This is a genomic window from Pyxidicoccus xibeiensis (assembly GCF_024198175.1).
In the GTDB taxonomy this organism is placed as follows: domain Bacteria; phylum Myxococcota; class Myxococcia; order Myxococcales; family Myxococcaceae; genus Myxococcus; species Myxococcus xibeiensis.
In genome coordinates this window covers 213,250-236,773 of record NZ_JAJVKV010000007.1, presented here as the reverse complement: position 1 = coordinate 236,773, position 23,524 = coordinate 213,250, and the positions used below count along the sequence as shown (strand labels likewise).

Sequence of the window (23,524 nt, the reverse complement as noted above, 5' to 3'; positions counted from 1 at the left end):
TCAATGCTGAGGGTGAGGACGAGGATTCGGCCATAGACGCCGCCGGCCGCGAGGCCGCACGCAGGGCCGGCGCAGCAGTCCCGCCCAAGCCAATCGCGGCGTGCGCTCCATTGTCGACTCTACCGTCGCAGCCTGGGCCGTGCTCTCCTCCTCCAGCCCCGGCTCCGCCCCCGCTTGAGGGAGACGCGGAGAAACTCGCCCGATGCTTCCTGGAAGGCGTGCTGCCCTGACATGGCTGTCATGGGCCGCGGGGGGCTCCGCCCGGGGCTGCCGTCTGTCGGCCGATGGGCACGGGGGTTGCTCCGGGGCTCCGGGTCCACTGCTCCCGGAGGTCGCGCGTGCGTCGCTGGTTCTTGTTGCTACTCCCCCTCCTTGCTGGCTGTGAGTCCGGGCTGGAGGCGGCCGGTGTGTTGGATGCCACGGCGACACGGCTCGAGGACGACCGCGTCTCCGTCGAAGTCACGCTGGCCTGCGGCCTCGTCTACGGCTTCGCGCGGTCGGAAGGCTGTGACGCGGATGGCGAGCGCGTCTGCGTCTCCGCGACGTGGTACGCGGCCGACGACACGGCCTTCGCCCATCCGCTGCTCCGGGCGGAGTCGTGCCAGAAGGTTCCCGACATCATCGGCACCCAGGTGACGGTCACCACGCCGGACGCCGTGGACCGTGACCCCGGGCTGCGCATCCTTGTCAGCGCGGATCCCCGCGTGATGAACGTCGTCCTCCCCAACCCCTGAGGCCCCATGCATCCGACCTTCATCATCGTGGCCCTCGCGGGCCTGCTGACGGCCTGCGGGCCTCGTTGGGACACCTTGGGCGTTCGCGCCGCCTCCGCCACCCGTGACGCGGACGACCACGTCACCGTGACGGCCGTCTTGACCTGCGTGCCCGCGAACGGCTCGGAGCCCGACGGCTGTGACAAGGACGGGGAGTCCCTCTGTATCGAGCTCGTCGGGTACCCGACCCCGGACGTCCGGGTGGATGGGCGGCACTCCTACGGGGGAGGCTGGCGCACCTCCGAGTGTGTGAAACCCAAGCACTGGGAGGGGACGACCGTGGTGTTGCGCTCACCGGAGCCCGTGCCGCGCGACGTGCCCTGGACCCTGGAGCTGGGACGGACCCTCATCGGTGGAGAGGGCCCGCGCGTCTTCTTCGCGAGCCCCTGACGCACCCGGCGCTTCAGGCGGGGATGAGCTTCTCCGCCTGGACTGGACGGGGGCGACGCGCACCGGCGCCGGAAGACGGAGGCCCTGCGCGCACGGGTGTTCCCACTGCCGCAGGGCGGCTGAGGCTGGCCGCGCGGCGCTGCTCAGTGACGGGTCAGTGGGCCGGGCGCCGGGATGACCACATCGCCCTTGGCATCATGCTGGTCGAGCGGTTCCGGACGTGTGGCGTGCGGCGCCGAATCGCTGGTGTAGTGCCGGGGAAGCCGGACGGTGAACGTCGTCCCCTCACTCTCGGTCGACCGGACACTGACCGTGCCGCCGTGGGACAGGACTATCTCCCGCGTGATGTGCAAGCCCAGGCCGAGGCTCGTCGACGACGCGTTCCCCATTGCCGTTGACACGCTGCGCACCATCGGCTCGAAGACGTGTTCCAGCAGCTCGGGCGGGATGGGTTGCCCCTCGTTGTGGACTTCGAGCACGACCTCCCCATCGAAGCCTCTTCCCGTTACTTCGATGACCTTGTCGTGGGCTCCGTGCTGCAGCGCGTTTCCCACGAGGTTCGACAGCACCTGCGCCAGACGGTCCACGTCCCACGCACCACGCAGGTTGCCGCTGGACTGAAACACGAGGCGGCGGTCAGGCTGGAAGGCCTCGAGCTCCGCGAGTACCTCACGGCACATCTCCTCGAGGTCCATCGCTTGCGGCGTGATTGGAATTCCACCGCCGAGGCGCGTCCGCGTCAGATCGAGCAGGTCCCTGACCATGCGGCCCATGCGTTGGGCGCAGGTGAGGATCCGGGAGGCGGCCTTCGCGAGCTTGTCCTCCGACACGCCAGATGCCGCTACGGTCGCCGCGGACATCATGATCGCCCCCAGCGGATTGCGCAGGTCATGACCGAGGATGGCGAGGAATTGATCTCGGGTGCGGTTCATCACGAGCATGTAACGGCTCGCGGCCTCGGTGAGCGCCTCGTCAATCGATTCGTTGAACCGCGTCAACTGGCGAAGATCCTGGTCGTCCGTCTTCTTGCCCGCCGAGGCCTTTTCGAAGAGCCGGAGCACACTCGCGCGCAGCGCCCGGTACTCGGCGACGAGCTGGCCGAGGTTGAAGCCATCCTGGATGCGGAGGGCGGCGTGCGCCTTGCCGACCGCTTCCATCCGGTGCTCCTCGCCGTGTCCCTTCGACTTCTGCGACTGCTCGTCAGCATGCTGTGGCGATTCGAGGTCCTCGATGATGGAGGACAGGATTTCTTGCGCATGGTCGCGCAGCGCGCGGCTGCTCATGCCTCCCGCCGCGGGCAGCAACGTGCCCGCGAAGGTCTCCCACTCGAGGACGATGGCGTCGCGATTGTCGCGGATGAATTGACTCAGGTTCATTGGATGCGCACTCCAGCACCAACGTGGCTACGATAAACGCTCGCGCCAGCAAGCTCGCCCGCTGACGCCTGCCGGGCCGCCTGCGCAGGCCTGCCCTCCTCGCGACGGGCCTCTCTTCGGGATAGTGCGACGCCCGCCCCTCCATTCCCCCGCCGCCAGCCGCCTTCGGGGCATTCAGGACTTCTTCTCCACGTCACTGCCCTCACACGCACTTGCCCGCAGCACACGAAGGCGGAGGGCGACGCCTTCCGCGAGCACGTGAAGGAGGGCCTGAGGAAGTTCGCCCGCACGCAACCGCTTGCTCGTCGTGCACGGGGAGCGGACCTACGAGCAAGGCTGGTCCGGCGTGACGCCCGGGCGGCCCCAGCCCTTCACCACGCGGCCCATTCAGTATGAGGTCGCCTTTGGTGGCAGCGACCTGTCAGGTCCCGACCCGGCGAAGCACCGCATCGACGAGCGGAATCCCATCGGCCGCGGCTTCGCGACGCGCGGCGCCCACCTCGCCGGAAAGCCGGCCCACGCCATCGAGTATCCCAGCGGCGCCCCCGCGACCATGGGGCCGGCGGGGTTCGGTCCCATCGATTCCTCGTGGATGCCCCGGCGCAAGCTCGCGGGGACGTACGACGCGCGGTGGGAGCGCACGAAGAAGCCGCTGCTCCCGGATGACTTCGACCCCGCGTTCGCGCTGAGCGCCCCGGTGGATCAGCGTCCTGTGAATCCCCTGGTGGGCGGAGAGCCCGTCGAGCTGGTGAACATGACTCTCGAGGGGAGCCTGCGCTTCGAGCTCCCTCGCATCTCGCTCGGCTTCAAGACGCGCATGGGTACGCGCAGTGAGGAGCATGGCCCGCGGCTGACGACGGTCCTCGTGGAGCCCGAGGCGCGGCGCCTGTGCCTGGTGTGGCAGAGCGCGCTGCGCGTGCGCGCCCCCGAAGCGGACTATCTCGATGAGACGGAAGTCTTCGAGTTGAAGGGTGGGACATGAACGCCGAGCTCGAGGTGGTGGCTGTCGGCGCTCGGATCCCACTCGGCTACTCCGCGGAGAGCAGCGCGGCGGCCATGCGCGCCGGCATCTCCCGGTACGCCGAGTTCCCCTTCATCGATGCGCGGGGCGAGCCGGTCGTGGTGGCCTCGGATGGTCAGCTCGACCCGAAGCTGGAGGGGAGGGACCGGCTCATGCCCTTGCTCGAGAGCGTCCTCGACGAAGTCGAGGAGAAGCTCGGTTCAGCGGTCCTGGAGGGGAACCGGTGCCGGCTGCTGCTGTCGCTTCCCGAGGTGCGCCCGGGGTTCTCCGATGACGACGCGGCCTGGCTCGTGAGCGCCATGGAGGCGCGCCCGAGGGCGAAGGCCGCGCGCATGCGCGTCGAGCTTGCCGGACGCGGCCACGCGGGAGCCCTGCGCGCGGTGGAGCAGGCCCTGCGAGAGTCCTCCGAAGGCCGGGAGTCCTTCTTCCTGGTGACGGGCGTGGACAGCTACCTCCACGCGGAGACGTTCCTCTGGCTGGAGCGCGACGGCCGGTTCGCGCAGCCGGGGATTCGCGGTGGATTCATTCCCGGCGAGGGGGCCGGGTGTCTAGCGTTGATGACCGCGGGGCTGCGCCGCCGCTTGCGGCTGCCCCGGCTGGAGGTGGTGCGAGGGGCACGAACCGCGCAAGAGCGCCTCCTGCGCGGCAGCGACACGGGCTCGTTCGGCGTCGGAATGACCCAGGCGGTCGAAGGCGCGGTCGCCGGGCTCGACCTGTCCCGCGAGAAGGTGGACGAGCTATACGCCGACATCAATGGTGAGCGGTACCGCAGTGAAGAGTGGGGTTTCGTCGCGCTGAGGACGCCATCGGTCTGGCACTCCACGGCGTACCGCTCGCTGAGCGACGGCTGGGGTGACGTCGGCGCCGCAGCGGGGGCCCTCGGAGGCGTCCTGGCGGTCCGCGCGTTCGCACGGGGCTATGCGCGAGGCCCCCGGGTCATGGTGATGGCGGGTTCTGATGGGGGACTGCGAGGGGCGATGCTCCTGCAAGACCCACGGGTGTCGTAAGGAGAGGGGGAAGCAATGAGCAACGTCTCAGTGAATGCACCGAAGACGCCGGTGACCGAGGGCTCCAGTGGGGTCGCCGCGGCCACGCTGCCCAACGTGTGCAAGATGCCCGGGCCGCCTGCGCCGTTCGTGCCGACGCCGCTGCCTAACATCGGCAAGAGCGGAACAGACACGAAGAAGTACTCCAAGACTGTCACCATCGGTGGGAAGAAGGTCGCCATCAAGGGCGCCACCTTCGGCTCCATGGGCGATGTGGCCAGCAAGGGGACGGGAGGCGGCATCGTCTCCGCCAACGTGGAGGGCCCGACGAGCTTCTTGGGCCCCGGGTCCATGGACACGAAGATCGAGGGAAAGAACGTCCAGCTCCTGGGCGACCCCATGCTCAACAACTGCGGGCCGAGCGGGAGCCCCGCCAACGCGGCGACGATGCTCGGGGTGATCCAGAAGACCGGAGCCCTCCTGGTCGTCAGTGGGAAGGACGTGTGCCCCCTGTGCAGGAAGGTGCATGGCAGCGAGGGCTCGCTGAAGGAAACCCCCGTGACCCAGGCCGACGCCGCACAACTGGAGGTCAAGCTCACCAAGAAGATCTTGGCCGGTGAGTTCCCCGAAGAGGAGCTTCCGTGGGGAAGGATGCTCGGTGTTGCTCAGTGCAAGTGCGGGCATGAATACGCGGACCACTCGAGCAACGCCCTCGAAGTCTTCTGCAAGAGCGTCAGCGAGCTTGGCTGGAACGCGCCCACGCCCGGCACCACCCGCAGGGAGGTCCGCGCGTTCGTCGACAATCGCTTCAATAAACAAAGCAAGAACGTGGAGAAGGCCTGGGCGCGGGCTCAGCGGTTCCATGAGCAGTTCGTGAACAAGAAGGCCACTGCAGCGGCCTACCCACCAGGAGGCTGTGCTGGCCCCAAGGCACTCGTGCTGGCGATGGACCATTGCGCGCGCGTCACGGGGCTGACGGAGCGGTGGTCCCGCAGCGATGGGCAGCCGGTGAGCGCGAAGATCCGGTTCATTGACAAGAATGGAAGGGAAGTCGAGAGGCACTTCGCCCACGGCAAGAGCGTCCCGCCGTGCATGTCCTGCACAGTCATCCTTCCCCTGCTCATCTGCCCCGAGGAGGAAATGAAGTGTCAGCACAAGAAGAAATAGATCTTGAGTTCCTCGAGGTGGAGGACCTCCTCCTGAGGACCGTGCCCGGGCTCGCGGAACAGTGGCGGGGTGCCACGCCCGATGAAGTCGAGCAGCTCGAGCGCATCGCCGGGCGCCCCCTGCCTCGGTTCTATCGCTGGTTCCTGAGCCGCATGGGGCAGAGCATGGGGCCGCTGGCCTATCCCAGCCAGGACTTCTCCGCGCGCCGCGTGCTGGACTGCTACTCCAGGAAGCTCGTCGCGCCCAATCCCCGGTTCCTGCTCATCGGATACGAGTCCGACGAGATGATGCCCCTGCACGCGTTCTACGACCTCGACGCGCCCGCGCGGGGAGATGCGACCGTGACGGCGCGGTACGCGCGCGGGGAGGACGATCCCATCGACCGGTTTGAGACCTTCCACGAGATGCTGTCGTGGAGCTCGCTGTTCCGGTTCCGGTTTGAGCAGATGTCCCAGCAGTGCGAGGGGACGCTCTATCTCGAAGACGCGGATCTGCTCTCCCTTCTCGCCCCGGTGCTGAGCAGCCTGGGATTCACGCAGCCGATCACCACCGGCCGCTACTGCGGACTGTATGAGCGAGCCGACGCGGTCATGCTCTGCGGCGGCACGCCCAGAGAGAACCTCGAGAACGTGCGCACGTTCCTGCTCGGGGGGAGCAATGCCGGAGTCCTCCGGAGAATCCTCGGGGAGGTCGCGAAGCAGTCCTCGTTGGAAGTCGAGGTCAACACCTGGACTCCGGCGCTTCGTTGAGGCGCCTGCGCCCTGAAGTTGCCCCGTTTTCGCGGAGTCCCACTCGCTGTGCGGAAAGGACCCCACGATGCCGTTGCCGCCGAGGGTGTCTGCGTCGGCCGCAAGCGCGTCGCACGGCTGATGCGTGCGTCCTGCCTCCAGGGAGTGAGCCGACGAAAGGGCTGCACCCCACGGTGCGGGATGAACGGGCGCGTCCGGCACCAGACCTCGTGGACCGCCACTTCGAGGCGCCCGGGCCCGACCAGCTGTGGGTGGCCGATATCACCTACGTGCCCACCGCCGGCGGCTTCCTCTACCTGGCCGTCGTGTTGGATGCCTGGAGCCGCAAAGTCGTCGGCTGGGCACCTGAAAGACGGAACTGGTGCTCCAGGCCCTGAACATGGCTCTCAGCCAGCGGGCAACTCCACCCGCCGCGTGTCGTGCCGAGTCCCCCCACACGAATTCTTTGACGCCCTCTCGGCCTTGGGCACACACCGGCCCATCTCATGGCTTTGGCACCAACGTCGGAATCGATGCGAAGCTCCGCGGATCATGCGCGACGACGATGGTCATCTCCGGATATCGCGCTGATATTGTGGCCATATGCGCGAGGTTCTCACGAACGAGCCGAGGCTCGACATCTGCGAGGCGCTGCGTGAGCGGGCGCTCCTCCTGCTCGGTGACGCCCTCCAATTGCCAGGCGAGGTCTCCGATAAAGGCGTAGCGCTTGTTGTCCGGAAGCGTCACGAAGACAATCACAGACCCCGGCGTATGGCCGGGCGCCGGGACGATCACCACCGTGCCATCTCCGTAGACATCATGGCTCTCCGCGAAGCCGAGATAGGGGTGCGCATCGAATCGATACTCTTCGAAATGCAGCGACTTGATGCTTCTTGCCGAGGCCGTGGTGAAGTCTTCACCTTGTAGGAAGCTTCGTTCCGCGGGAGGTATCCAGACAGGCACTTCGGGAAAGTCCGCGGCGCCGCTGATGTGGTCCCAGTGGGAGTGGGTCAAAAGGACCGCGCGCAGCCGGGCCAGGTCATACCCGCTCGATTGGAGTTGCTCGCGCGCGGTCTTGTTCAGCGAGTATCGTGTCAGGAGCCGAAAGAAGAGAGGCAGCTTCGCGAGGTGCTGTGCGATATCCCGACCGAACCCGGTGTCGATCAAGAGATCACCCTTGGGGTGCTTGATCAGGGTCGCGGTCATGGAGAACTCTCGCGGCTCGAAGAGAGAGCCACCGCGATACCCAAAGGACGCGCTGCGGTAGGTGGCGCCGGTCGGAAGCTGGGCAATCGACATCTCGGAAGGCGCGGAAGCCGGCGGGAGCGCGCCGATCTCGAAGGTCTCCGATACGGAGAACGGCGACGCACGATAGGTAGACAAGAGCCCCAGCGGCAGCAGATAGAGCGAGAGAGAGAGAGCTCGCAGGGGACGAGAGAACGAGCGCAGAAAAGAAAAGCCAGCGACGCAGGCACTGCCAATCAGAGCGCCAGGAACTACCAGCCATGAGGTCGGCCCGTGAGCGCTCAAGAACAAAATCCATACTGCGAGCAGGACCGGCGCGACGCACGTAAGGAGCCATTTCATCGGGGATTGCCTGGAGCCTCGGCGCATAGGCGAAGGCGATGCGCTGCTCTCGCGAGTGGTCGGAGAGGTCGTCCACGTGGAGCGCGGGTCCGAAGACATGAACAACTTTGTCCCGGTTGCCCGCGCGAGCCCAGGGAAAAAGGAGACCGGTTGAAGGGGAGGGCTGGAGCGCAGGCCCAGGGCCTCTACACCCTCAAGCTCTGGGAGCCGAGCACCGGCCGCACCGTCATCCTGTCCGGGGTGTCCTTCCCCTGACGTGACCAGGGTTCTCGCGGGCGTGCAGCCGAGGGCTCAAGAGGTCTGACGACCTCCGGTGTCCGCACCGTTGACGGCGCATGACACCTTTGTGGGTGCTCCCAGCTTGAAAGCGCACCTTCTTGCGCGGGCCGCAGCATCGCAAGCCGCGGACGTGCGAACGGGGAAACCCGCGACAACGAGAGAGTTGGCGACGCGACGCAGTCGCTCCGGTATCGTTTGGAGACAACGAACGGACCGAGGGTTATGTCGCTGCCACTGCTGGCGGTTCTCTTCGAGGTCGCCGTTGCCGGAACTGGAAGTCCCACGCCCCCCCTCTTCGCTGACGCAGCCGCCCCACGAGCGCGAGGTGCCACCTCCTGCCTGGGCCGAACCTGCGGTCGACTGCGGCGACGCGTGCGATCGACTCTGGGCGGGCAAGTCGACCGAGCGCGACAGCGCCGAGTTCGCGCGGTTTGGACGGGCGGCCTTCTCGGAGATGGCGCGGCTCGTGAAAATCGCGTGTGCGGATGGGCAATGCGCCCCGCAAGTGAACCAGATTGCGGCCGAGGCGGAGCGATTGAAAGACCCATCCGTCGGTTGGGAGCCGCAGCGCGTAGCGCAAGACAGTCACGCGAGTGAAGAGCTCGATGCTCCGGGCGGCGTGGCCGAATTTGTCACCTCGAGTGGCGCGAAGGTGGCGGTTCGTTGCCTCCGACTCACCGACGTGATCGGGGACCCACTGCGCTGTGGCATTTCGTTCCAGTCCGGAACCGTGAGCGCCGAATACTTCGGGCATGGAGTGGACGGTGCTTCCAGCATCTGGATTGATTCCGGGGGGCACATCACGTACCGCGGAGACGACGGAGCTCGCACCGAGGGCTCCGCGCTGGCGACGCGGCCTGTACCGGAGAGGTCGGCAGAGCGGTTCGTGCCTCCGCCAGAACCCGAGCCCGCCCCGCCGGTCGCGAGGTTCGAAGGCCTGGTGCACGTGGGGTCGTTCGTTCTCGGCACCTCCGTCCCGCTCGTCGCCGGTTCTCTCGGCGCCGGCCGGATGCACGACCAGCGCTTTCTCCGCATGGGTGGCCAGGCCCTGGGTGGCGCAACCCTGAGCCTGCTGCCCTCGATGTGGCTCGATGAAGGTTCGCCCTGGCAGGGTTGGGGGCCGGGCGGAACCCTTCGTCTTCTCGAGTTCAGTGCAGGGGTCGTCACCGCACCGCTCCTCGGCGCGGCCGGGACGTGGGGAACCGGCATGCTCCTGCAGGGAAGCCGCAATCCGGCGGCGGCGTTCGGCGGTGCGCTCGCAGGGGCGTTCGTGGGGGCGCTCCTGTCGCTCGGGGTCAACTACCTGTTGCGGGAGTTTCCGGTCGCATTTCAGCCCGCGAGGCTCGGGCTGACGGTCGGCTTCATCGGCTCTGGCGCCACGGTGGGCTACGATTTGCTCGGCGGTGGACCGCGCTGATGCCGCAGTGCAGCCGGGGCAGGTGTCATGGAACTCGTCCGACAACTCGCCCCCAACGAGTCGTCTGACACCTTGAAGGAGGAGAACGACATGGCAACGGTGCGAGAGGGCAACAAGGGCGTGCTGCTCGTCGTCGACGTGCAGGTTGGCGTGATGGCGAACGCGCGGGAGTCCAAGCGAATCATCCAGAACGTGGCGCGCGCGGTGGAACGGGCCCGCGCCGGGGGTATCCCCGTGCTGTGGGTGCAGCACCACGACAACGACCTCCCCCGCGACAGCCCCCGGTGGCAGTGGGTCCCCGAGCTGACGCCGGGCGAGGGCGAGCCGCGGATTCACAAGAAGTACAACTCGGCGTTCGAGCTGACGAACCTGGAGGAGGAGCTCGCCAGGCTGGGCGCCACGCACATCGTGCTGGCGGGCGCGGCCTCCAACTGGTGCATCCGCGCGACAGCCTACGGCGCGCTCGGGCGGGGCTATGACATGACGCTCATCAAGGACGCCCACACCACGGAGGACATGCACCTCGAAGACGGCAGGGCCCTCACGGCCGCCAGCGTCATCGACGAGGTCAACATCTGCATGACCTGGCTCGAGTACCCCGGCCGCAAGAGTGGCACCGCCACGGCGGAGCAGGTCGACTTCTCCTCCCCGGGCGGCACCCGATAGACACGTCGGCTCGTCCTTCCGGTGCGGCCGTCGAGCCGGGTGGTGGCAGCCCGGCAGTGAGCCGGTCCGACAACCTCGCGCCACTCGAAGGCCGCGAGCGCCTGTGCCAGCAGGCGGGTGAGCGCATCCGCCCGCTGGCCTGGAGCGCGCCTGCCGTGGCAGCGGCCTCGCACCCTCGGCCTGCACCGAAGCTTCCGGTCCTCGCGGCGGGCCATGGGTACTCACTGGTGGTGATGCCGAATGGGCGCATCCGGGCCTGGGGCTCCAACGAGGGACTCGCGCTGGGAATCGGGGAGGCCCGGGAGGGACAGGTGACGGACGCGGTGCTGGAACCCGGTCTTCGGCTTCAAGGGACCCGGGAAGGTGTCAAAGAGCTCGTCCGACAACTCGCCCCCTACGAGTCGTCTGACACCTTGGAGCGGCCCGGGCAGCCCACCCAGCCGCTTGCACGCTCCTGTCCTGCATCTCATGCTGAAGACATGAGCGACTCCAGCTGCCAGCGCGTCCTGGGCGGAGGTGGGGCCGCGGCCGCGCGCCGCGCCTTCCTCACGAAGGCGTGCGCCGTCGCCACTGCCGAGCGGCCCGGTCTCGTCATCATGGCAGACGAGGCGCGCTTCGCGCTCAGCGTGGAGCAGCCGGGCGGGCGGTTGAGCGTGCCGCTCGCGGAGCTCTATGAGGAAGGCCGCGCGCTCCCCGCGGAGGAGCGGGGCGCCGCGCTACGTGAGGGGCTTCGCGCGCTGCTGCCCTGAGTCGCTGCCCGCCTCGCTCGTACACTGCGTGGAAGCTCGCGTAGGCGGTCACATAGGCGATGGTCAGCAGGCCCCGCACCTGCTTCGTCTCTTTCAGCATTCCGAATTGCCGCCGACCAGGTCGCCGGGATCAAGTGCATGTGCCGCTGAGGGGTGGGAGCTGGTGCTTGGCCGGTTCCTGGATGGCCTTCGCCGGGCGTCTGTCGCGGCGGCAGCGCCGCTCATTCCTTCCGGGGTCATGGCCCTGCTTCCCGGGTTCGTGGAAGCAGGGCGTGTTTCCGCCGGTGGCGTTCAGTCACGTGCTCCGTGGCTGCCCGCGGGGGGCCCTGCGTGTGCTCCTGGCGGTACCGCCCCGGGGACACGCCGATGACCCGCTGGAACACCTTGCCGAAGGCACCCTCGGACTCGTACCCCACGGCGGATGCGATGGCCGCCAGCTTCACGGGACGTCCCTCCCGCATCATTCCCGCGGCGCGGACCATCCTCCAGTGAGTCAGATGCTCGAGGGGCGTTACCCCCACCAGCTCGCGGAACCGCGCTGCGAACGAGGACCGCGACATGGAGACGCGGCGCGCGAGCTCCGGCACCGTCCAGGCATGGCCCGGCTCGGTGTGCATCAGCTGCAGCGCCTCGCCCATCCGCGGGTCGGCCAGCGCACGCAGCCAGCTCGGGCTCTCGTCCCGGCAGGGGGCTCGGATCCGGCTGCGCACGGCCTGGATGAAAAGCACGTCGGCCAGCCGGTCCACGACCGCGGAAGCTCCCGGCAGGTTCTCCGCGAGCTCGGCATCGATGAACTGGAGCGTGGATTGAAACCGCTGGGGCGCGTGCGCACCGGACGCAGACACGTGAATGACCGGAGGGAGCTGCCGGGCCAGCCACTCGCTCTCGGGCGTCGCGAACGTGAAGCACCCGGCAATCAGGCAGACGGACGTGCCGCTGCCGCCCCTGGCCTCTCCGTCGTACGTAATCGCCCGCAGGCGCTGGAAGGTCTCGGGCGAGACCACCGACTCCATGGGACGCACGGGGGCCTCCGGAGTGCTCCGCAGGGAGTAGCTTTCCGGCGAGGACAGGAAGACGAAGTCACCGCCCGCCAGGGCGACCAGCGGCGCCTGTCCGTCCACGCCCAGGAAGCAGGAGCCGCGAGTCACCATCAAGGTGATGCCCTTGCCGCCGGGGAACTCGAAGCCCCAAGGCGCGGTGAACTCCAGTCGGCCATAGAGCTGCCCCCTCGTCCGCAGCAGACTCACGGTCTCAGATAGAGCATCCATCACAGGCCCCATTTTCTGGCGTTTTGAGCCATGAATCCGGCGTATCCGACGCTGCAACTCCAGTGAGGCTGGCACATATCTGGCCCGCCACTTCCCATCAATGGGAGCAGACAGGAGTCTTCGATGCGCTACTGGATTTTCGGCCGGCGAACCGGTCTCAAGGTTTCAGAACTGGCTCTCGGGGCCGGCATGTTCGGCACCGCCTCCGGCTACGGCTCCCCGCCAGACGAGGTTCACCGCATCCTCCAGGGCTACGCCGAGGCGGGTGGCAACTTCATCGACACCGCCGACAACTACCAGCATGGCGAGTCCGAGCGGCTGATTGGCGAGTTCATCCGTCCCCACCGCGACGGCTTCATCATCGCCTCCAAGTACAGCCGCGGCGCCTCGTCCCGTCCCGCGCTGGCCGAGCTCGGCGCCAACCGCAAGGCGATGGTGCAGTCGGTCGAAGCCAGCCTGAAGCGGCTGGGAACGGACCGCATCGACCTGTACTTCGTCCACATGGACGACGGCGTCACCCCCATGGAGGAGATTGCTCGTGGGCTGGATGACCTGGTGCGCGCCGGGAAGATCATCTACGGCGGCCTCTCCAACTACCCGGCATGGCGCGTGGCCCTGGCCGCCAACACGGCGGACCTGCGCGGCTGGGCCCCCATCACCGCCCTCCAGGCCGAGTACAACCTTCTCCAGCGCACCACTGAGCGCGAACTGCTGCCCATGGCGGATGGGCTCGGCCTGGGGGTCATGGCATGGTCCCCCATGGCGGGTGGACTGCTGACCGGCAAGTACCGCCGGGGGGAGAAGGGCCGGGCGACGGAGTTCAAGGGGAGCGTCCTCCACCAGGAAGCGGAGAAGCGCGATGCCGTGCTGGATGTCCTGTTCTCGGTGGCCCAGGAACTCGGAGCGACTCCTGGGCAGGTGGCACTCGCCTGGGTCCGCGCCAGGGGCGTCCTCCCGGTCATCGGGCCGCGCACCCGCGCTCAGCTCGACGACAACCTGGCCTCCCTCTCGGTGCGTCTCAGCCCGGAGCAACTCCGGCGGCTGGACGAGGTCAGCGCCGTCCCCCTGGGATATCCGCACGAACTCAACGCTGCTCCGGAGCAGCGCGCAATCATGACCGGTGGCCGTTGGGAGCAGCTCGAGTTCCCCCGGCGGACGGTCGCCTGAGCTCCCAGGTGCCTCCGCGCACGCACAGCGCCTCACGGCTGCGCGGCCGCTGTACAGGCCGGGAGCTCGGGCTCTGATTTGAAGAGGCCCGGCCGGGACTCCTCCCGCCGGGGCTCTTCTGGCCACTCCCGTGGAGACCGCGCAGGAGTGGGAGCTGCCAACCCCCACCGCCTTGTAGGTGCCGCCGGGAGGCGTCGACTCACCTTGGGTGTTGTTCCCCCAGCAGACGAGGGCCCCCGCCGTCGTCGCACCACAGGTGTGCCAACGCCCCGCGCTGACGGACTGGAACGTCCCCGAGGGAGGCGCGGACTGACCGTAGCCGTTGTGGCCCCAGCACACCACGGTGCGGTCTGTCTTGATGGCGCAAGCGTGCGCACCCTCGGCGACCGCCACGAAGGCACCGACGCCGTCGACACATGCACGCGTATCAGAACAACCCCTCGCGCGGTTCAACTAGCCCGCACGCGCATAGCGGCCCGGAGGCTGGCCCACGTGTCGGCTGAACGCAGTGCTGAAGGTGCTCGCCGAGCCGTAGCCGACGCGCTCGGCGACCTCCGCGACTCCGAGGTCGTGGCGGCGAAGCAGATCCCTCGCGACGGCCATGCGCCAGGCGAGCAGGTACTCCATCGGCGGAAGGCCCATGGTGCGGGTGAAGCGCTCGAAGAACGCCGAGCGCGAGAGCGCCGCCGCTTTCGCAAGCTGCGCCACCGTCCACGGACGCGCGAGCTGCGCGTGCATGTGCCGTATCGCCGGTGCGAGCCGTGCATCGGCCAACCCGCGCAGGAGCCCTGGAGGCGCGTCGTCGGCCGACGTCGACCGCAACGCTTCAATGAGCAGGATCTCCACGAGCCGCGTGAGCACGAGCTCGCGACCCGCCCTCTGTTCGTTCGATTCGTCGCCGACGAGCCGCACCAGCACCGAGAGCCGCTCGACCCCGCGTACGTGCACCAGCGCCGGCAGCAGCGACACGAGGAGCGCCGCGTCGGGCGAGTCGAAGACGAAGTAGCCACCGAGCAGCCGCACGTCAGGGCGTCCACCGCGCGTGCCGTGGCGGACTTCATCCCTCGGCGCGGTGGTGACCTTGGGGTCGATGCGCTCTGGCTTCACCGGCTCGAAGCCCGACATGGTGAAGCCAGGCGTCGCCGGTAGGAGGACGAAGTCGCCTGCCTCCAGCGTGAGGACACGCTGGCCTTCCACCGCGAGACGGCAACGGCCCTCGAGCACGGCGCAGAAACTGGGCTGGCCGAAGTCGGAGTAGCGAACCCCCCAGTGACCCGCGCCGCTGATGCGCTTCGAGAACACGGTGCGCGGCTGGAGCAGCGCAATGACTTCCGAGAGAGGGTCGATCATGCCTGGACTCTCGCAAATTAAATGCGGACCCTCCATGATAGCGAGTCCGGCCCGCCACCGCTACCTTCCTCCCATGAACGCCGCACTCTTCGCGGCAAGGGAGCTGACATGAAGACCGTACTCGTCACGGGTTGCTCATCTGGCTACGGCCTCGAGACCGCGCGCCACTTCCATGCGCAAGGCTGGAACGTGGTCGCCACCATGCGAACGCCGCGCGAGAACATCCTGCCTCGGTCGAGCCGACTGCACGTGGTGGCCCTCGACGTGACGAGGCCCGAGAGCATCGCGGCTGCGCTCGAAGCGAGTGGGCCCATCGACGTGCTCGTCAACAATGCGGGCATCGGGCTCCTGGGCGCCTTCGAGGTCACGCCGATGACCACGGTGCGCGACGTCTTCGAGACCAACACCTTCGGCGTGATGGCGATGACGCAGGCCGTGCTGCCGCAGTTCCGCACGCGCAGGTCGGGGGTCATCGTGAACGTGACCTCGAGTGCGACGCTGGCCCCCATGCCGCTGGTGGCTGTCTACACTGCGAGCAAGATGGCCATCGAAGGGTTCACCGCGTCGCTCGCGTTCGAACTGGAGGCCTTCAATGTGCGGGTGAAGTTGGTGGAGCCAGGCTACGGCCCGAGTACGAGCTTCACGCGCAACGGGAGCGCCCGCATGGAGGGGCTGATCCCCGAGGCGTACGCGCCCGTCGCAGAGCGCATCTTCGCTTCTCTGGGGCAGCCGGCTGCGGTGACGAGCGTGTCCGACGTGGCCGAGGGGGTGTGGCGTGCCGCGAACGACTCGGCTGGGACGCTCCGCTTCCCAGCCGGCCCCGACGCAGTGGCGCTCGCTCGGGCGACCTGACCCCCTGTGTCAGGGAACATGTCGCCTCGGCTGACGTGCCGAGCTGACCACGCCCTGGGGGCGAGAGCAGGCAGGACGCGGGCTCCGCCGAGGAGCCCAGGGCCATGGCGAGCCCCCATGCGAGCACCGGATGCATGCTCGCGAGGCAGTCCCTTCTCCAGGGACGCCCTCCGGCAGACCCGCGCGCCACCCGGCGGGTCCGCACGCGCCGTGATGGCGATTCCTGGTGCGAAAATCGGCCGCGGTTACCGCTCGCCCGCAGCGCGCCGTTGTGAGCGCCGCACGACGGCGATGATGGCCTGCGAGTCGATGTAGCCCAGCTGCCGCGAGTCCTGGCTGAGTGAGTTGTCTCCGGACACCACCACTTTGCCGGGCGGCACACGGGTCTGTGCGTCCGCGGACAGCGCCTCCATGGCCCAGTCCGGCACCGGATCCCCTGGGACGGCGGCAACCCGCTTGATCCGGTAGGGCAGCTCCGCGGAGTCCATCGCCTCTATTTGCGAGCGGGGTAGCAGAAAGACGACGATGTCCGAGCGGCAGCTTCCAGTCCCTCACGCCTCGCCCATAGGGGGGCAGTGAGCCCCTGGCTTCGTCTCCAAAATGTCTCCGAGACTGGAGGGGACTCCGGGTGACAGGTGGGACTGCCGAGGATTCACCCGTGGGCTCGAAGTGCCTGGATTCACTCACGAGCCTTTGAAGAGCGTGTGCCGTCGCGGGTTGAGGGAACTCCGTGTCCAGGGGTTCAAATCCTGTCTCTCCGACCATTCAAAGGGCGGAATCCTTGGAGAAATCCTGGGGTCCGCGCCTTTCGTCTTTCCGCGTCCCGCCACGTGGTGGCCGCTGGGTAACAGTCCGCTCGATTACCTCTATCCGGTCGCCCCGCTCTCTGACCCTCAACCCTTGATTGCCATGGCGGCGGCGGGCAGTTGGTCGAGCGCATCGCTGAAGTCTTCCCGCCCCTGTGTCAGTCAGGGATGTTGTCTCATGTGGCGCGTGTGAACTCATCATCCCTTTGCTGCTCTGTCCTGGAGACGAGAAACAGCAATGTCAGCACTCGTAGCCGAGCCCGAGATGGAGGCACTGCTCCTGAGGAGCGTGCTGGGACTCCCGAAGGCGCCCTCTCTGCCAAACGCGAGTGCTGGCAGAGGCCGACCGCTGCACGAAGCCCGGTGAAGTGGGGGCGCTGCTGCGCCGTGAAGGGCTGTACTCGTCGCTGCTCCGACGGCCAAGGCCCCCTTGCCCAGAGGAGGGCTCGCGTCGGTGCGCCACGCCGGGCGCGGGCTCTCGTCAGCGCAGGTGCGTGTACGGCCCCTGGACCTGAGCCCAGCGCGATGCCAGCACGAAGAGCACCTCGCGCACCGGGTCGCCTCGCAGCGCCAGGGCGGGGGTGGCCATGCCGGCGCCCACCAGCCGCGCCCAGGCCTTCAGCCGCGCGACCCCCTGGAAGCGCCTGCCCAGGTAGCGCGCTTCGAGCGTCTGCTCGCTGCGCACCACACCCACGATGAGCCGCAGGAAGTAGCGCGTCTCGAAGCGCGAGCGCGGGATGATGTGCCACACCTTCAGCGTCGGTCCGTAGCGGCGCTCATGGCCGGCCTTCCCGAGCAGGTAGCCGAACTCGATGTCCTCACCGCTCAGCAGCCGCGTGCCCAGCCGGCCCGGCATGAGCTGCTCGGGGGTCTGCCACGGCACGGACTCCAGGAAGGCGGCGCGGCGCAGCCACAGCCCGGCGCCAATGGTGGGCGCGAGGGTGGGCCGGGCACCGAAGTCCACCACGGCGTCGCCCATCCGGTGGTTGATGGCCAGCAGGTGCTCGCGGCGGCCGATGCTGGGCGGGGGCGGCACCTCGTAGCGGGGGTAGAGCCGCGACACGACGACGCCGACCTTCGAGTCCTCGAAGAGCGCGAGCCCGTCGGTGACGAAGTTCGCCTCGGGGACGTTGTCGTCGTCCAGGAAGCACACGATGTCCCGGCGGGCCTCGTGGATGCACCGGAGGCGCGCGAAGAGCAGCCCCTGCCGGGCCTCATGCACCACCCGCACGTCCACCCCGCGCTGGCGCAGGCCCGCCGCCGAGGGGCTCGCCTCCACCACCTGGGCCGTGCCGTCCTTCGAGTTGTTGTCGACGACGACGACATCGAAGGACTCGGGCCGGGCGTCCTGCGCGAGCAACGCCCGCAGCGGGTCCTCGATGCGGCGGGCCCCGTTGTACGTGGGGATGACCAGTGTCACACCGGGCTGGCTCATCCGCGGGCCTCCTGACGCCGGGCCCGGAGCAGCCCGTTCTCCTCGCCGCTCCCACTGCCGGGGTGGACCTCGTGCCCCACCTTCGCGACGGCACGCTCGCACTCGAGCAGGTCGATGGGCTCCGAGCCCACGGCCAGGCAGCTCAGCCGGCTCCGCGGCGTCAGCAAATCTCTCAGTCGAGTCATGGGGCCGTCATCCCTCATTTCCCTGCATGGCGGCGCGTGCGCCGAGCCGCGGCCGCCGGAGCAACGCGGGCACTCGGTCCTTGAGCGTCAGCGCCGGCTTCTCCACCCCATGCCAGGACGGCGCGGACAGTGCCACCACCACGGAGAAGGACACCGCCGCGTTCACCCACCACTCCGTGCGCCCGCCCAGCAGCGCGGTGACGGCCTGCCGCGGCGGCTGTCGAGGCACGGCTGCAGCATGGGGCGGAGGGAAGAGGGCATGTGCGCGCGGCCCACGGCCGCGGGCCGGTCATAGTCTTCCCGTGCGCTCATGGGTCAATAGCGGCCAGGGGAACGGTCGTCTGTAGGGAAGGAGGGCACAAGGGGGACCCTGGCGCGGTGGGAGGGGCGCTTCTCCGGTGGCTCCAGCCACAAGGTGCATGTGCGTCCCAGCCCCCTGCTGGGAGGGAATGGCAGGGTGATTCCGAGGCGGAGGCACCAGGGTCGCAACACGCCGTAAAGGCTCCAGCCCGGTGAAGAGGTGCGTGGTGCCGTCGGGCAGCGGGCGCTTCATCGGCCAGGCGATGCGGCCGTCATCCGCTCGTGACAAATGCTCCAGCGCCAACGCTCCGCGTGCGTAGGCGCAGCACGCCCTTCGCGCACGCACAGCGCCTCACGGCTGCACGGCCGCTGTCCAGGCCGGGAACTCGGGCTCTGATTGGAAGAGACCCGGCCGGGACTCCTCCCGCCGGGTCTCTTCTTGGGTGCCGCGTGTCTTCCTCGAAGAAGTCGAGAGCTGGCTGCTCGGTGAGCAGCGAGCGTTCGACGGGTTCAGGACTTCGCTCTGGCCACTCGCGCCGTGAGACGAGGCCGTCCGGGAGCGCCTACCAGGCCGGGACTGTGGCCTGCCCGTACGTGTTGGCGCCCCAGCACACGACGAGGTTGTCTGACCGGACCGCGCACGTATGCGTCCCGCCGGCGCTCACCTGGCGGAACGTACCCGCGGGGGGCGTGGCCTTGCTGTAGGCATTGTCACCCCAGCACGCGAGCGTGTCATTGGTCCGCACGCCGCAGCTATGCAGCCCGCCAGTCACGCTCACGCTCTTGAAGGTACCGGCAGGAGGCGTCGCGAAGGAGGCATTCCCCCAGCAGCGCAGGGTGCCGTCCGTGCGGAGCGCGCAGGTGTGGGTGAGGCCGCCAGCAACCTGGGTGTAGTTGCCGGCCGGCACGGTCCTCTGGCCACTGGAGTTCGAACCCCAGCAGGCCACGGTGTTGGCCGTGGAGACCGCGCAGGAGTGGAAGCTGCCAACCCCCACCGACTTGTAGGTGCCGCCGGGAGGCGTCGACTCACCTTGCGTGTTGTTCCCCCAGCAGACGAGGGCCCCCGCCGTCGTCGCACCACAGGTGTGCCAACGCCCCGCGCTGACGGACTGGAACGTCCCCGAGGGAGGCGCGGCCTGCCCATAGCCGTTGTGGCCCCAGCACGAGAGCGTGTTGTCCGTTCGGAGCCCACAGGTGTGGTAGTACCCGGCGCTGACGGACTTGAAGGTACCGGCGGGAGGCGTCGCCTGCCCGTTGCCGTTCTGGCCCCAGCACACCACGGTGGCGTCTGTCTTGATGGCGCAAGCGTGAGCACCCTCGGCGGCCGCCACGAAGGCACCGACGCCGTCGACGTCGCCTTCCTGGGCATGCGCACCTGTCACCGGCAGGCTCACGACCAGGCCCGCCACGCCAGCCATCCACAGGACTCCATAAAGACCTACGACTGCTTTCGCATTCGTCATGGCGCTCCTCGACGGGTTGATCCTGTTAGTCTGGAATATCTTCTTTCGCCGGGTGAGGAAAGACAAGCGCTCCACGCCCCTTCTCGCGGAAAATGAGTCCAAGCAGCCTCGCTGCGCCAGACGCCCACGCCCCTGCTGCCCGAGCCGAGTGCAGGTCTCCACTCGGTGCGGCACAGCCCGTTCCACCCAAGCGCACCCCAGAATCCGCCGATCCAGGCGTAAACGGCGCTCTTTCCGCACGGTGAGAGGTCGCTTTAGATGCAATCCGATTGCACGGGAGTTCTTCCGGAGGAATGCATGCTCATACGTCCGTCCGTCTGCTTGTTCGTCGCCATTGCCAGCCTGTTCGGATGTAGAGGCAGTTCTTCGAAACGGCTGGAAGGCCGCGAGCCCGCGGTCACTGCCGCGTCCGCGCTGGTTGACTCCGCCAAGGCCCTGGCGGGGACCTGGACTTGTAGCGGAGCGGTCCATGGGCCCGGTGGCGCGAGCCCGAGCGAGGTCACCCTCGAGGTCAGGCCGGAGCTCGACAAGGCCTGGCTGCGAACCGATTTCGTGGTGCTGACCGGCGAGTACAAATACAAGTTCACCTCGTACCGCACGTTCGACGCAGCATCGAGCGAGTGGGTCAATGTCATCGTCGACAACATGGGCGGTCACGCCAGGTCTTCGTCCAAGGACGGCCACATATGGATCGGCGAGTCGAGCGGCCCCATGGGCGAGATGAAAATCAGGGACACAGAGAAGCTCGTTTCGCCAGGCATGATGAATATGCGTGGTCAGTACTCGCTGGATGGCCGGAACTGGAGCACCGGGTACGAGCTGTCCTGCAAGAAGTGAGAGCTGTACCGCACCGGATTGTTGAGACACCGGGTGGGTCGTCATCAGGCCGTCGGGTCCGACGATGATGACAACCGCTGTCACCCGCACCGGGGCCTACGCTGAGGCATTCATGCGTGGCCTGGCCGTGAAGTAGCTGGACTGGGCGGACGCGCCTTCTTGCTCGACGTCCGTACGCGGATTTTCAGGGCCTACGGCTCCGGCGGCAGCAGTGCATGGGCAACGTCCAGGACGTGCTGGAGCTGCGCCTCCGTCATCTTCAGGTGCACGGCCGCGGCGGCGACGTCCCCGGGCGGAAAGGCGCGCATGGAGCGCGGGGTGAACCAGTTGAAGAGGGTGACGACGCCGCGCACCAGGGCCGAGCGGGTGAATACGGCCGTGGGTGGAATGGCGAAGCCCTTGGGCACCTTGTTGAGCGCCTGCTGGCGCTGGGCGGCATTGGGGCCGGGCCCTTCCGCCAGCACGAACTGCGCGGTGCCGGTGTCCTGGAAGTCGGCGATGAGCGCGCAGTAGTGCTCCCACTCGTCCTGGGCGGGAGGCAGGGAGTTGTGCGCCACCACCAGCACGGTGCCCACCATGGCCGTGCCCATCGTGCGGCCCTTGAAGGCGCCCTGCACATCCGGCGCGCGGAGCGCCGCCACGGAGTCACCCGGCCCAGAAGATGCGGTCATGCGCGGAATGCTCACCTGGAAGCCGCGACTGCCACCACTCACCGCCGGTGCGCCCCCGCGTGAGTCGGGGGCGCCCACTTCCCGGCTGAAGGCTCACACCCGCGCTACTGGCAGGCGATTCCGGGCGGGCCCCGGTACGCCCCCTGCGACGTCCACCGCGTGGAATGTCTCCAGGACTGGAGGGGACTGCCCACCCGACATCAGGGTGCCGGGACGGGAGCGAAGTACGAGACGGGCAGGTGCGGCTTGCGCGTGATTGAGGAGCAGGTGACTCCGTTCTACGACGGCCTCTCCTTCCGGATGGAGGAGGGGAGCAGCAGTCCCGCGGCGAGGATGCCGCAGTAGACGGCGGCGCTGCCGTGGACCGAGAGGGCGAAGGCAAGCGAGGCACCGCTCTTGAGGACGGTCAGCGCGTCGACCACGGGCATCACGATGGAGGCGAGCACGAAGACTCCCGCTGCGAGCCGTTGCCGGGCGAGGACCAGGCCGACGATGGCCAGCCCGATGCCGAGGTCTCTCCCGGATTTGACGCTCAGCCAGGGGAGGGCCTCGGAGCCGGAGAGGGGCAGGCCGAAGCCCTTGGCCGCGGCCACCCGGTCCACCATGGTGTTGATGCTCAGGAAGAGCATGAAGGCCCCCAGCAGCAGCGTCAGCAGCGCCGTGGGCGAGGTGAGCCTCCAGGACAAGTCGTTGCGGTTCGTTTCCATGGTGCCTCCGAACGCGCCGTGTGGCGCTTTCACGAAATGGAATGTGCCCTTCGAGGCCTGCGCGTGCCATTCGCGGACGACTCAACCTTTTGCCCGAAACGCTCAACTGACGGGCAGGCCGGGAGGGCTGTTGATAACTTGGGGGCATGGACGTCTCCCGCGCTTCCGACCTCCTCGGGCAGATTCTCGAAAGCACGCGGCTGCGAGGGCAGCTCTACTGCCGCACCGTGGCGCGTGCTCCGTGGGGACTTCGCCTACCTCCGACGGCCGTGGCGACCCTGCACCTCGTCACCTCGGGGAGCGGTCATCTGATGCAGGGCCGCGAGGCCATTGCCCTGGGGCCCGGGGATGTCGTGCTGTTGCCCCATGGAGAGGGGCACTCCATGGCGGACTCGCCGCGGACGCCCAAGGTGCCACTGGAGCAATGGCTGGCGGAGCTTGGTGACGGGCCCGTCAAGATGCTGGGCGGCAGCGGTGCGGAGTCGCGGTTGCTCTGCGGCTTCTTCGCGTTCGACGAGCCCGGTGCGCACCCGGTGCTGCGCCTGCTCCCGGCGCGCGTGCATCTGCGTGGGGACTCGGAGGCCGCTCGCGCCATGCTGCCCACGGTGGCGTTGCTGGAGCAGGAGTACGAGCGTGCCGAGCGCGGTGTGTCGGTGGTCGTGTCACGGCTGCTCGACGTGCTGCTGGTTCAGGTGCTTCGGGCCTGGGCGGACGCGCAGCCCCCAGGTGGGGCGGGGTGGCTGGGGGCGCTCGGGGACAGGACGCTCGCCAGCGCACTGGGGTGGATGCACTCCGAGCCCGGACGGGACTGGAGTGTGGATGAACTGGCGCGCCGCTCGGGGACGTCGCGGGCGACGCTCGCACGCCGCTTCGCGGCCGAGGTCGGCATGGCGCCTCATGCATACCTCACGCGGTTGAGGATGCAGGAGGCCGCCGTGCAGCTGCGCCAGGGGGATGAGGGGCTCGCGGCGATTGCGGCGCGCGTGGGCTACGACTCCGAGTTCGCGTTCAATCGCGCGTTCCGCCGGTTCATGGGCGTGCCTCCTGGGTTGTACCGGCGGCAGGCGCGCTCCTGACCGCCGTTTCTGCGTCGCGCCCGGTGAGGCATGGGGCGGCCGGCGGCTCGCGTGCGGCCGGAACCGAGGGGCGCTCCAGGTGGCCTCATTCGCCATCCGTAGGTGGCACTTCCCACCAGAGCGGACCGCGCGCAGTCTGGCCTTTCATGCCCCCGTCATTCTCGCCGCCGCGCCGACGACACCTTCAACGGCAGGCCCATCAAGGTCCGCTTCCCATGGACGAAGGTCACGCCTGTTTCCCGCCATTGGGAACAGGCGTACTCGCCCG

General features: G+C 68.3%; 24 protein-coding genes and 2 pseudogenes. 14 read left to right on the top strand and 12 right to left on the bottom strand.

Annotation, left to right across the window (positions count from 1 at the left end; translation table 11 throughout):
* Nucleotides 1–338: 338 nt before the first annotated feature.
* Both LXT23_RS30200 and LXT23_RS30195 read left to right on the top strand, forming a co-directional pair.
* Entirely contained in the window at nucleotides 339–734 is a 396-nt protein-coding gene (locus LXT23_RS30200) for a hypothetical protein (protein WP_253983808.1), read from the top strand.
* A 6-nt stretch (nucleotides 735–740) separates the two neighbouring features.
* Nucleotides 741–1,163 carry a hypothetical protein gene (locus LXT23_RS30195; protein WP_253983807.1) on the top strand — a complete coding sequence of 141 codons (423 nt, stop codon included), beginning with the start codon at nucleotides 741–743 and terminating at the stop codon, nucleotides 1,161–1,163.
* Between the two features lie 143 nt (nucleotides 1,164–1,306).
* On the opposite strand, the gene LXT23_RS30190 is transcribed toward LXT23_RS30195, so the two are convergent.
* Complete coding sequence (locus tag LXT23_RS30190) at nucleotides 1,307–2,539, bottom strand: sensor histidine kinase (protein ID WP_253983806.1); 1,233 nt, start codon at nucleotides 2,537–2,539, stop codon at nucleotides 1,307–1,309.
* 307 nt (nucleotides 2,540–2,846) lie between these two features.
* Here LXT23_RS30190 and LXT23_RS30185 point away from each other — a divergent pair, with 307 nt between their 5' ends.
* From LXT23_RS30185 to LXT23_RS30165, 5 genes and pseudogenes are all read left to right on the top strand, one after another.
* Entirely contained in the window at nucleotides 2,847–3,521 is a 675-nt protein-coding gene (locus LXT23_RS30185; RefSeq protein WP_253984013.1) for a DUF2169 family type VI secretion system accessory protein, read from the top strand.
* Nucleotides 3,518–4,567, top strand: coding sequence for a hypothetical protein (locus tag LXT23_RS30180; RefSeq protein WP_253983805.1), 1,050 nt, complete (start codon nucleotides 3,518–3,520; stop codon nucleotides 4,565–4,567). Before LXT23_RS30185 ends, LXT23_RS30180 begins: the two co-directional genes overlap by 4 nt.
* 15 nt (nucleotides 4,568–4,582) lie before the next feature.
* On the top strand, nucleotides 4,583–5,713 hold the full coding sequence (locus tag LXT23_RS30175) for a DUF4150 domain-containing protein (RefSeq protein ID WP_253983804.1): 1,131 nt from the start codon (nucleotides 4,583–4,585) through the stop codon (nucleotides 5,711–5,713).
* A 17-nt stretch (nucleotides 5,714–5,730) separates the two neighbouring features.
* A complete protein-coding gene (locus LXT23_RS30170; RefSeq protein WP_253983803.1) occupies nucleotides 5,731–6,462 on the top strand; it encodes an SMI1/KNR4 family protein in 732 nt (243 codons plus the stop codon).
* 63 nt (nucleotides 6,463–6,525) lie between these two features.
* Nucleotides 6,526–6,859, top strand: a pseudogene (locus tag LXT23_RS30165) (DDE-type integrase/transposase/recombinase); the annotation flags it as partial.
* A gap of 86 nt (nucleotides 6,860–6,945) precedes the next feature.
* Here the strand turns inward: LXT23_RS30165 and LXT23_RS30160 are convergent.
* The gene (locus LXT23_RS30160; protein ID WP_253983802.1) at nucleotides 6,946–8,028 is read right to left on the bottom strand and encodes an MBL fold metallo-hydrolase; all 1,083 of its coding nucleotides are present in this window, start codon (nucleotides 8,026–8,028) and stop codon (nucleotides 6,946–6,948) included.
* Nucleotides 8,029–8,569: 541 nt separating this feature from the next.
* Between LXT23_RS30160 and LXT23_RS30155 the strand changes: the two genes are divergently transcribed.
* The 3 genes from LXT23_RS30155 to LXT23_RS30145 all read left to right on the top strand — a co-directional run bounded on the left by LXT23_RS30155 (nucleotide 8,570) and on the right by LXT23_RS30145 (nucleotide 11,139).
* Nucleotides 8,570–9,724, top strand: coding sequence for a hypothetical protein (locus LXT23_RS30155; RefSeq protein ID WP_253983801.1), 1,155 nt, complete (start codon nucleotides 8,570–8,572; stop codon nucleotides 9,722–9,724).
* A 90-nt stretch (nucleotides 9,725–9,814) separates the two neighbouring features.
* A complete protein-coding gene (locus LXT23_RS30150; protein ID WP_253983800.1) occupies nucleotides 9,815–10,390 on the top strand; it encodes an isochorismatase family protein in 576 nt (191 codons plus the stop codon).
* A 479-nt stretch (nucleotides 10,391–10,869) separates the two neighbouring features.
* Entirely contained in the window at nucleotides 10,870–11,139 is a 270-nt protein-coding gene (locus LXT23_RS30145) for a hypothetical protein (protein ID WP_253983799.1), read from the top strand.
* 236 nt (nucleotides 11,140–11,375) lie between these two features.
* On the opposite strand, the gene LXT23_RS30140 is transcribed toward LXT23_RS30145, so the two are convergent.
* Entirely contained in the window at nucleotides 11,376–12,407 is a 1,032-nt protein-coding gene (locus LXT23_RS30140; RefSeq protein ID WP_256561323.1) for an AraC family transcriptional regulator, read from the bottom strand.
* Between the two features lie 123 nt (nucleotides 12,408–12,530).
* Between LXT23_RS30140 and LXT23_RS30135 the strand changes: the two genes are divergently transcribed.
* Nucleotides 12,531–13,574 carry an aldo/keto reductase gene (locus LXT23_RS30135; RefSeq protein WP_253983797.1) on the top strand — a complete coding sequence of 348 codons (1,044 nt, stop codon included), beginning with the start codon at nucleotides 12,531–12,533 and terminating at the stop codon, nucleotides 13,572–13,574.
* 213 nt (nucleotides 13,575–13,787) lie between these two features.
* On the opposite strand, the pseudogene LXT23_RS50735 reads toward LXT23_RS30135, so the two are convergent.
* Both LXT23_RS50735 and LXT23_RS30130 read right to left on the bottom strand, forming a co-directional pair.
* Nucleotides 13,788–13,967: pseudogene (locus LXT23_RS50735) on the bottom strand (hypothetical protein); the annotation flags it as partial.
* Nucleotides 13,968–14,027: 60 nt separating this feature from the next.
* The gene (locus LXT23_RS30130) at nucleotides 14,028–14,960 is read right to left on the bottom strand and encodes an AraC family transcriptional regulator (protein WP_323379100.1); all 933 of its coding nucleotides are present in this window, start codon (nucleotides 14,958–14,960) and stop codon (nucleotides 14,028–14,030) included.
* 72 nt (nucleotides 14,961–15,032) lie between these two features.
* On the opposite strand from LXT23_RS30130, the gene LXT23_RS30125 reads away from it, so the two are divergent.
* Nucleotides 15,033–15,776, top strand: coding sequence for an SDR family oxidoreductase (locus LXT23_RS30125; RefSeq protein ID WP_253983796.1), 744 nt, complete (start codon nucleotides 15,033–15,035; stop codon nucleotides 15,774–15,776).
* A 245-nt stretch (nucleotides 15,777–16,021) separates the two neighbouring features.
* On the opposite strand, the gene LXT23_RS30120 is transcribed toward LXT23_RS30125, so the two are convergent.
* The 5 genes from LXT23_RS30120 to LXT23_RS30100 all read right to left on the bottom strand — a co-directional run bounded on the left by LXT23_RS30120 (nucleotide 16,022) and on the right by LXT23_RS30100 (nucleotide 19,920).
* Nucleotides 16,022–16,264, bottom strand: a complete 243-nt coding sequence (locus tag LXT23_RS30120; protein ID WP_253983795.1) for a S26 family signal peptidase — start codon at nucleotides 16,262–16,264, stop codon at nucleotides 16,022–16,024.
* Between the two features lie 799 nt (nucleotides 16,265–17,063).
* The gene (locus LXT23_RS30115; RefSeq protein WP_253983794.1) at nucleotides 17,064–18,017 is read right to left on the bottom strand and encodes a glycosyltransferase; all 954 of its coding nucleotides are present in this window, start codon (nucleotides 18,015–18,017) and stop codon (nucleotides 17,064–17,066) included.
* Nucleotides 18,014–18,202, bottom strand: coding sequence for a hypothetical protein (locus LXT23_RS30110; protein WP_253983793.1), 189 nt, complete (start codon nucleotides 18,200–18,202; stop codon nucleotides 18,014–18,016). The genes LXT23_RS30115 and LXT23_RS30110 overlap by 4 nt, the downstream gene beginning before the upstream one ends.
* 7 nt (nucleotides 18,203–18,209) lie before the next feature.
* Nucleotides 18,210–18,431, bottom strand: a complete 222-nt coding sequence (locus LXT23_RS30105) for a hypothetical protein (protein ID WP_253983792.1) — start codon at nucleotides 18,429–18,431, stop codon at nucleotides 18,210–18,212.
* A 634-nt stretch (nucleotides 18,432–19,065) separates the two neighbouring features.
* Nucleotides 19,066–19,920, bottom strand: coding sequence for an RCC1 domain-containing protein (locus LXT23_RS30100; RefSeq protein ID WP_253983791.1), 855 nt, complete (start codon nucleotides 19,918–19,920; stop codon nucleotides 19,066–19,068).
* Between the two features lie 342 nt (nucleotides 19,921–20,262).
* Between LXT23_RS30100 and LXT23_RS30095 the strand changes: the two genes are divergently transcribed.
* Nucleotides 20,263–20,802, top strand: coding sequence for a DUF1579 domain-containing protein (locus tag LXT23_RS30095; protein ID WP_253983790.1), 540 nt, complete (start codon nucleotides 20,263–20,265; stop codon nucleotides 20,800–20,802).
* Nucleotides 20,803–20,993: 191 nt separating this feature from the next.
* Here the strand turns inward: LXT23_RS30095 and LXT23_RS30090 are convergent, their stop codons facing one another.
* Nucleotides 20,994–21,473 (bottom strand): SpoIIAA family protein, encoded by a 480-nt coding sequence (locus tag LXT23_RS30090; protein WP_253983789.1) that lies wholly within the window; start codon nucleotides 21,471–21,473, stop codon nucleotides 20,994–20,996.
* Between the two features lie 278 nt (nucleotides 21,474–21,751).
* A complete protein-coding gene (locus LXT23_RS30085) occupies nucleotides 21,752–22,180 on the bottom strand; it encodes a DUF4267 domain-containing protein (protein WP_253983788.1) in 429 nt (142 codons plus the stop codon).
* A gap of 146 nt (nucleotides 22,181–22,326) precedes the next feature.
* On the opposite strand from LXT23_RS30085, the gene LXT23_RS30080 reads away from it, so the two are divergent.
* Nucleotides 22,327–23,256, top strand: coding sequence for an AraC family transcriptional regulator (locus tag LXT23_RS30080; RefSeq protein WP_253983787.1), 930 nt, complete (start codon nucleotides 22,327–22,329; stop codon nucleotides 23,254–23,256).
* Nucleotides 23,257–23,524: the final 268 nt, after the last annotated feature.

What these genes read in the sequence shown, in the direction of transcription:
- LXT23_RS30140 (WP_256561323.1), bottom strand. Translation starts at nt 12,407, where the DNA reads ATGGATGCTCTATCTGAGACCGTGAGTCTGCTGCGGACGAGGGGGCAG.
- LXT23_RS30195 (WP_253983807.1), top strand. Translation starts at nt 741, where the DNA reads ATGCATCCGACCTTCATCATCGTGGCCCTCGCGGGCCTGCTGACGGCC.
- LXT23_RS30160 (WP_253983802.1), bottom strand. Translation starts at nt 8,028, where the DNA reads ATGAAATGGCTCCTTACGTGCGTCGCGCCGGTCCTGCTCGCAGTATGG.
- LXT23_RS30135 (WP_253983797.1), top strand. Translation starts at nt 12,531, where the DNA reads ATGCGCTACTGGATTTTCGGCCGGCGAACCGGTCTCAAGGTTTCAGAA.
- LXT23_RS30090 (WP_253983789.1), bottom strand. Translation starts at nt 21,473, where the DNA reads ATGACCGCATCTTCTGGGCCGGGTGACTCCGTGGCGGCGCTCCGCGCG.
- LXT23_RS30080 (WP_253983787.1), top strand. Translation starts at nt 22,327, where the DNA reads ATGGACGTCTCCCGCGCTTCCGACCTCCTCGGGCAGATTCTCGAAAGC.
- LXT23_RS30100 (WP_253983791.1), bottom strand. Translation starts at nt 19,920, where the DNA reads ATGGCTGGCGTGGCGGGCCTGGTCGTGAGCCTGCCGGTGACAGGTGCG.
- LXT23_RS30180 (WP_253983805.1), top strand. Translation starts at nt 3,518, where the DNA reads ATGAACGCCGAGCTCGAGGTGGTGGCTGTCGGCGCTCGGATCCCACTC.
- LXT23_RS30175 (WP_253983804.1), top strand. Translation starts at nt 4,583, where the DNA reads ATGAGCAACGTCTCAGTGAATGCACCGAAGACGCCGGTGACCGAGGGC.
- LXT23_RS30145 (WP_253983799.1), top strand. Translation starts at nt 10,870, where the DNA reads ATGAGCGACTCCAGCTGCCAGCGCGTCCTGGGCGGAGGTGGGGCCGCG.
- LXT23_RS30085 (WP_253983788.1), bottom strand. Translation starts at nt 22,180, where the DNA reads ATGGAAACGAACCGCAACGACTTGTCCTGGAGGCTCACCTCGCCCACG.
- LXT23_RS30120 (WP_253983795.1), bottom strand. Translation starts at nt 16,264, where the DNA reads ATGGACTCCGCGGAGCTGCCCTACCGGATCAAGCGGGTTGCCGCCGTC.
- LXT23_RS30110 (WP_253983793.1), bottom strand. Translation starts at nt 18,202, where the DNA reads ATGACTCGACTGAGAGATTTGCTGACGCCGCGGAGCCGGCTGAGCTGC.
- LXT23_RS30115 (WP_253983794.1), bottom strand. Translation starts at nt 18,017, where the DNA reads ATGAGCCAGCCCGGTGTGACACTGGTCATCCCCACGTACAACGGGGCC.
- LXT23_RS30190 (WP_253983806.1), bottom strand. Translation starts at nt 2,539, where the DNA reads ATGAACCTGAGTCAATTCATCCGCGACAATCGCGACGCCATCGTCCTC.
- LXT23_RS30130 (WP_323379100.1), bottom strand. Translation starts at nt 14,960, where the DNA reads ATGGAGGGTCCGCATTTAATTTGCGAGAGTCCAGGCATGATCGACCCT.
- LXT23_RS30150 (WP_253983800.1), top strand. Translation starts at nt 9,815, where the DNA reads ATGGCAACGGTGCGAGAGGGCAACAAGGGCGTGCTGCTCGTCGTCGAC.
- LXT23_RS30125 (WP_253983796.1), top strand. Translation starts at nt 15,033, where the DNA reads ATGAAGACCGTACTCGTCACGGGTTGCTCATCTGGCTACGGCCTCGAG.
- LXT23_RS30095 (WP_253983790.1), top strand. Translation starts at nt 20,263, where the DNA reads ATGCTCATACGTCCGTCCGTCTGCTTGTTCGTCGCCATTGCCAGCCTG.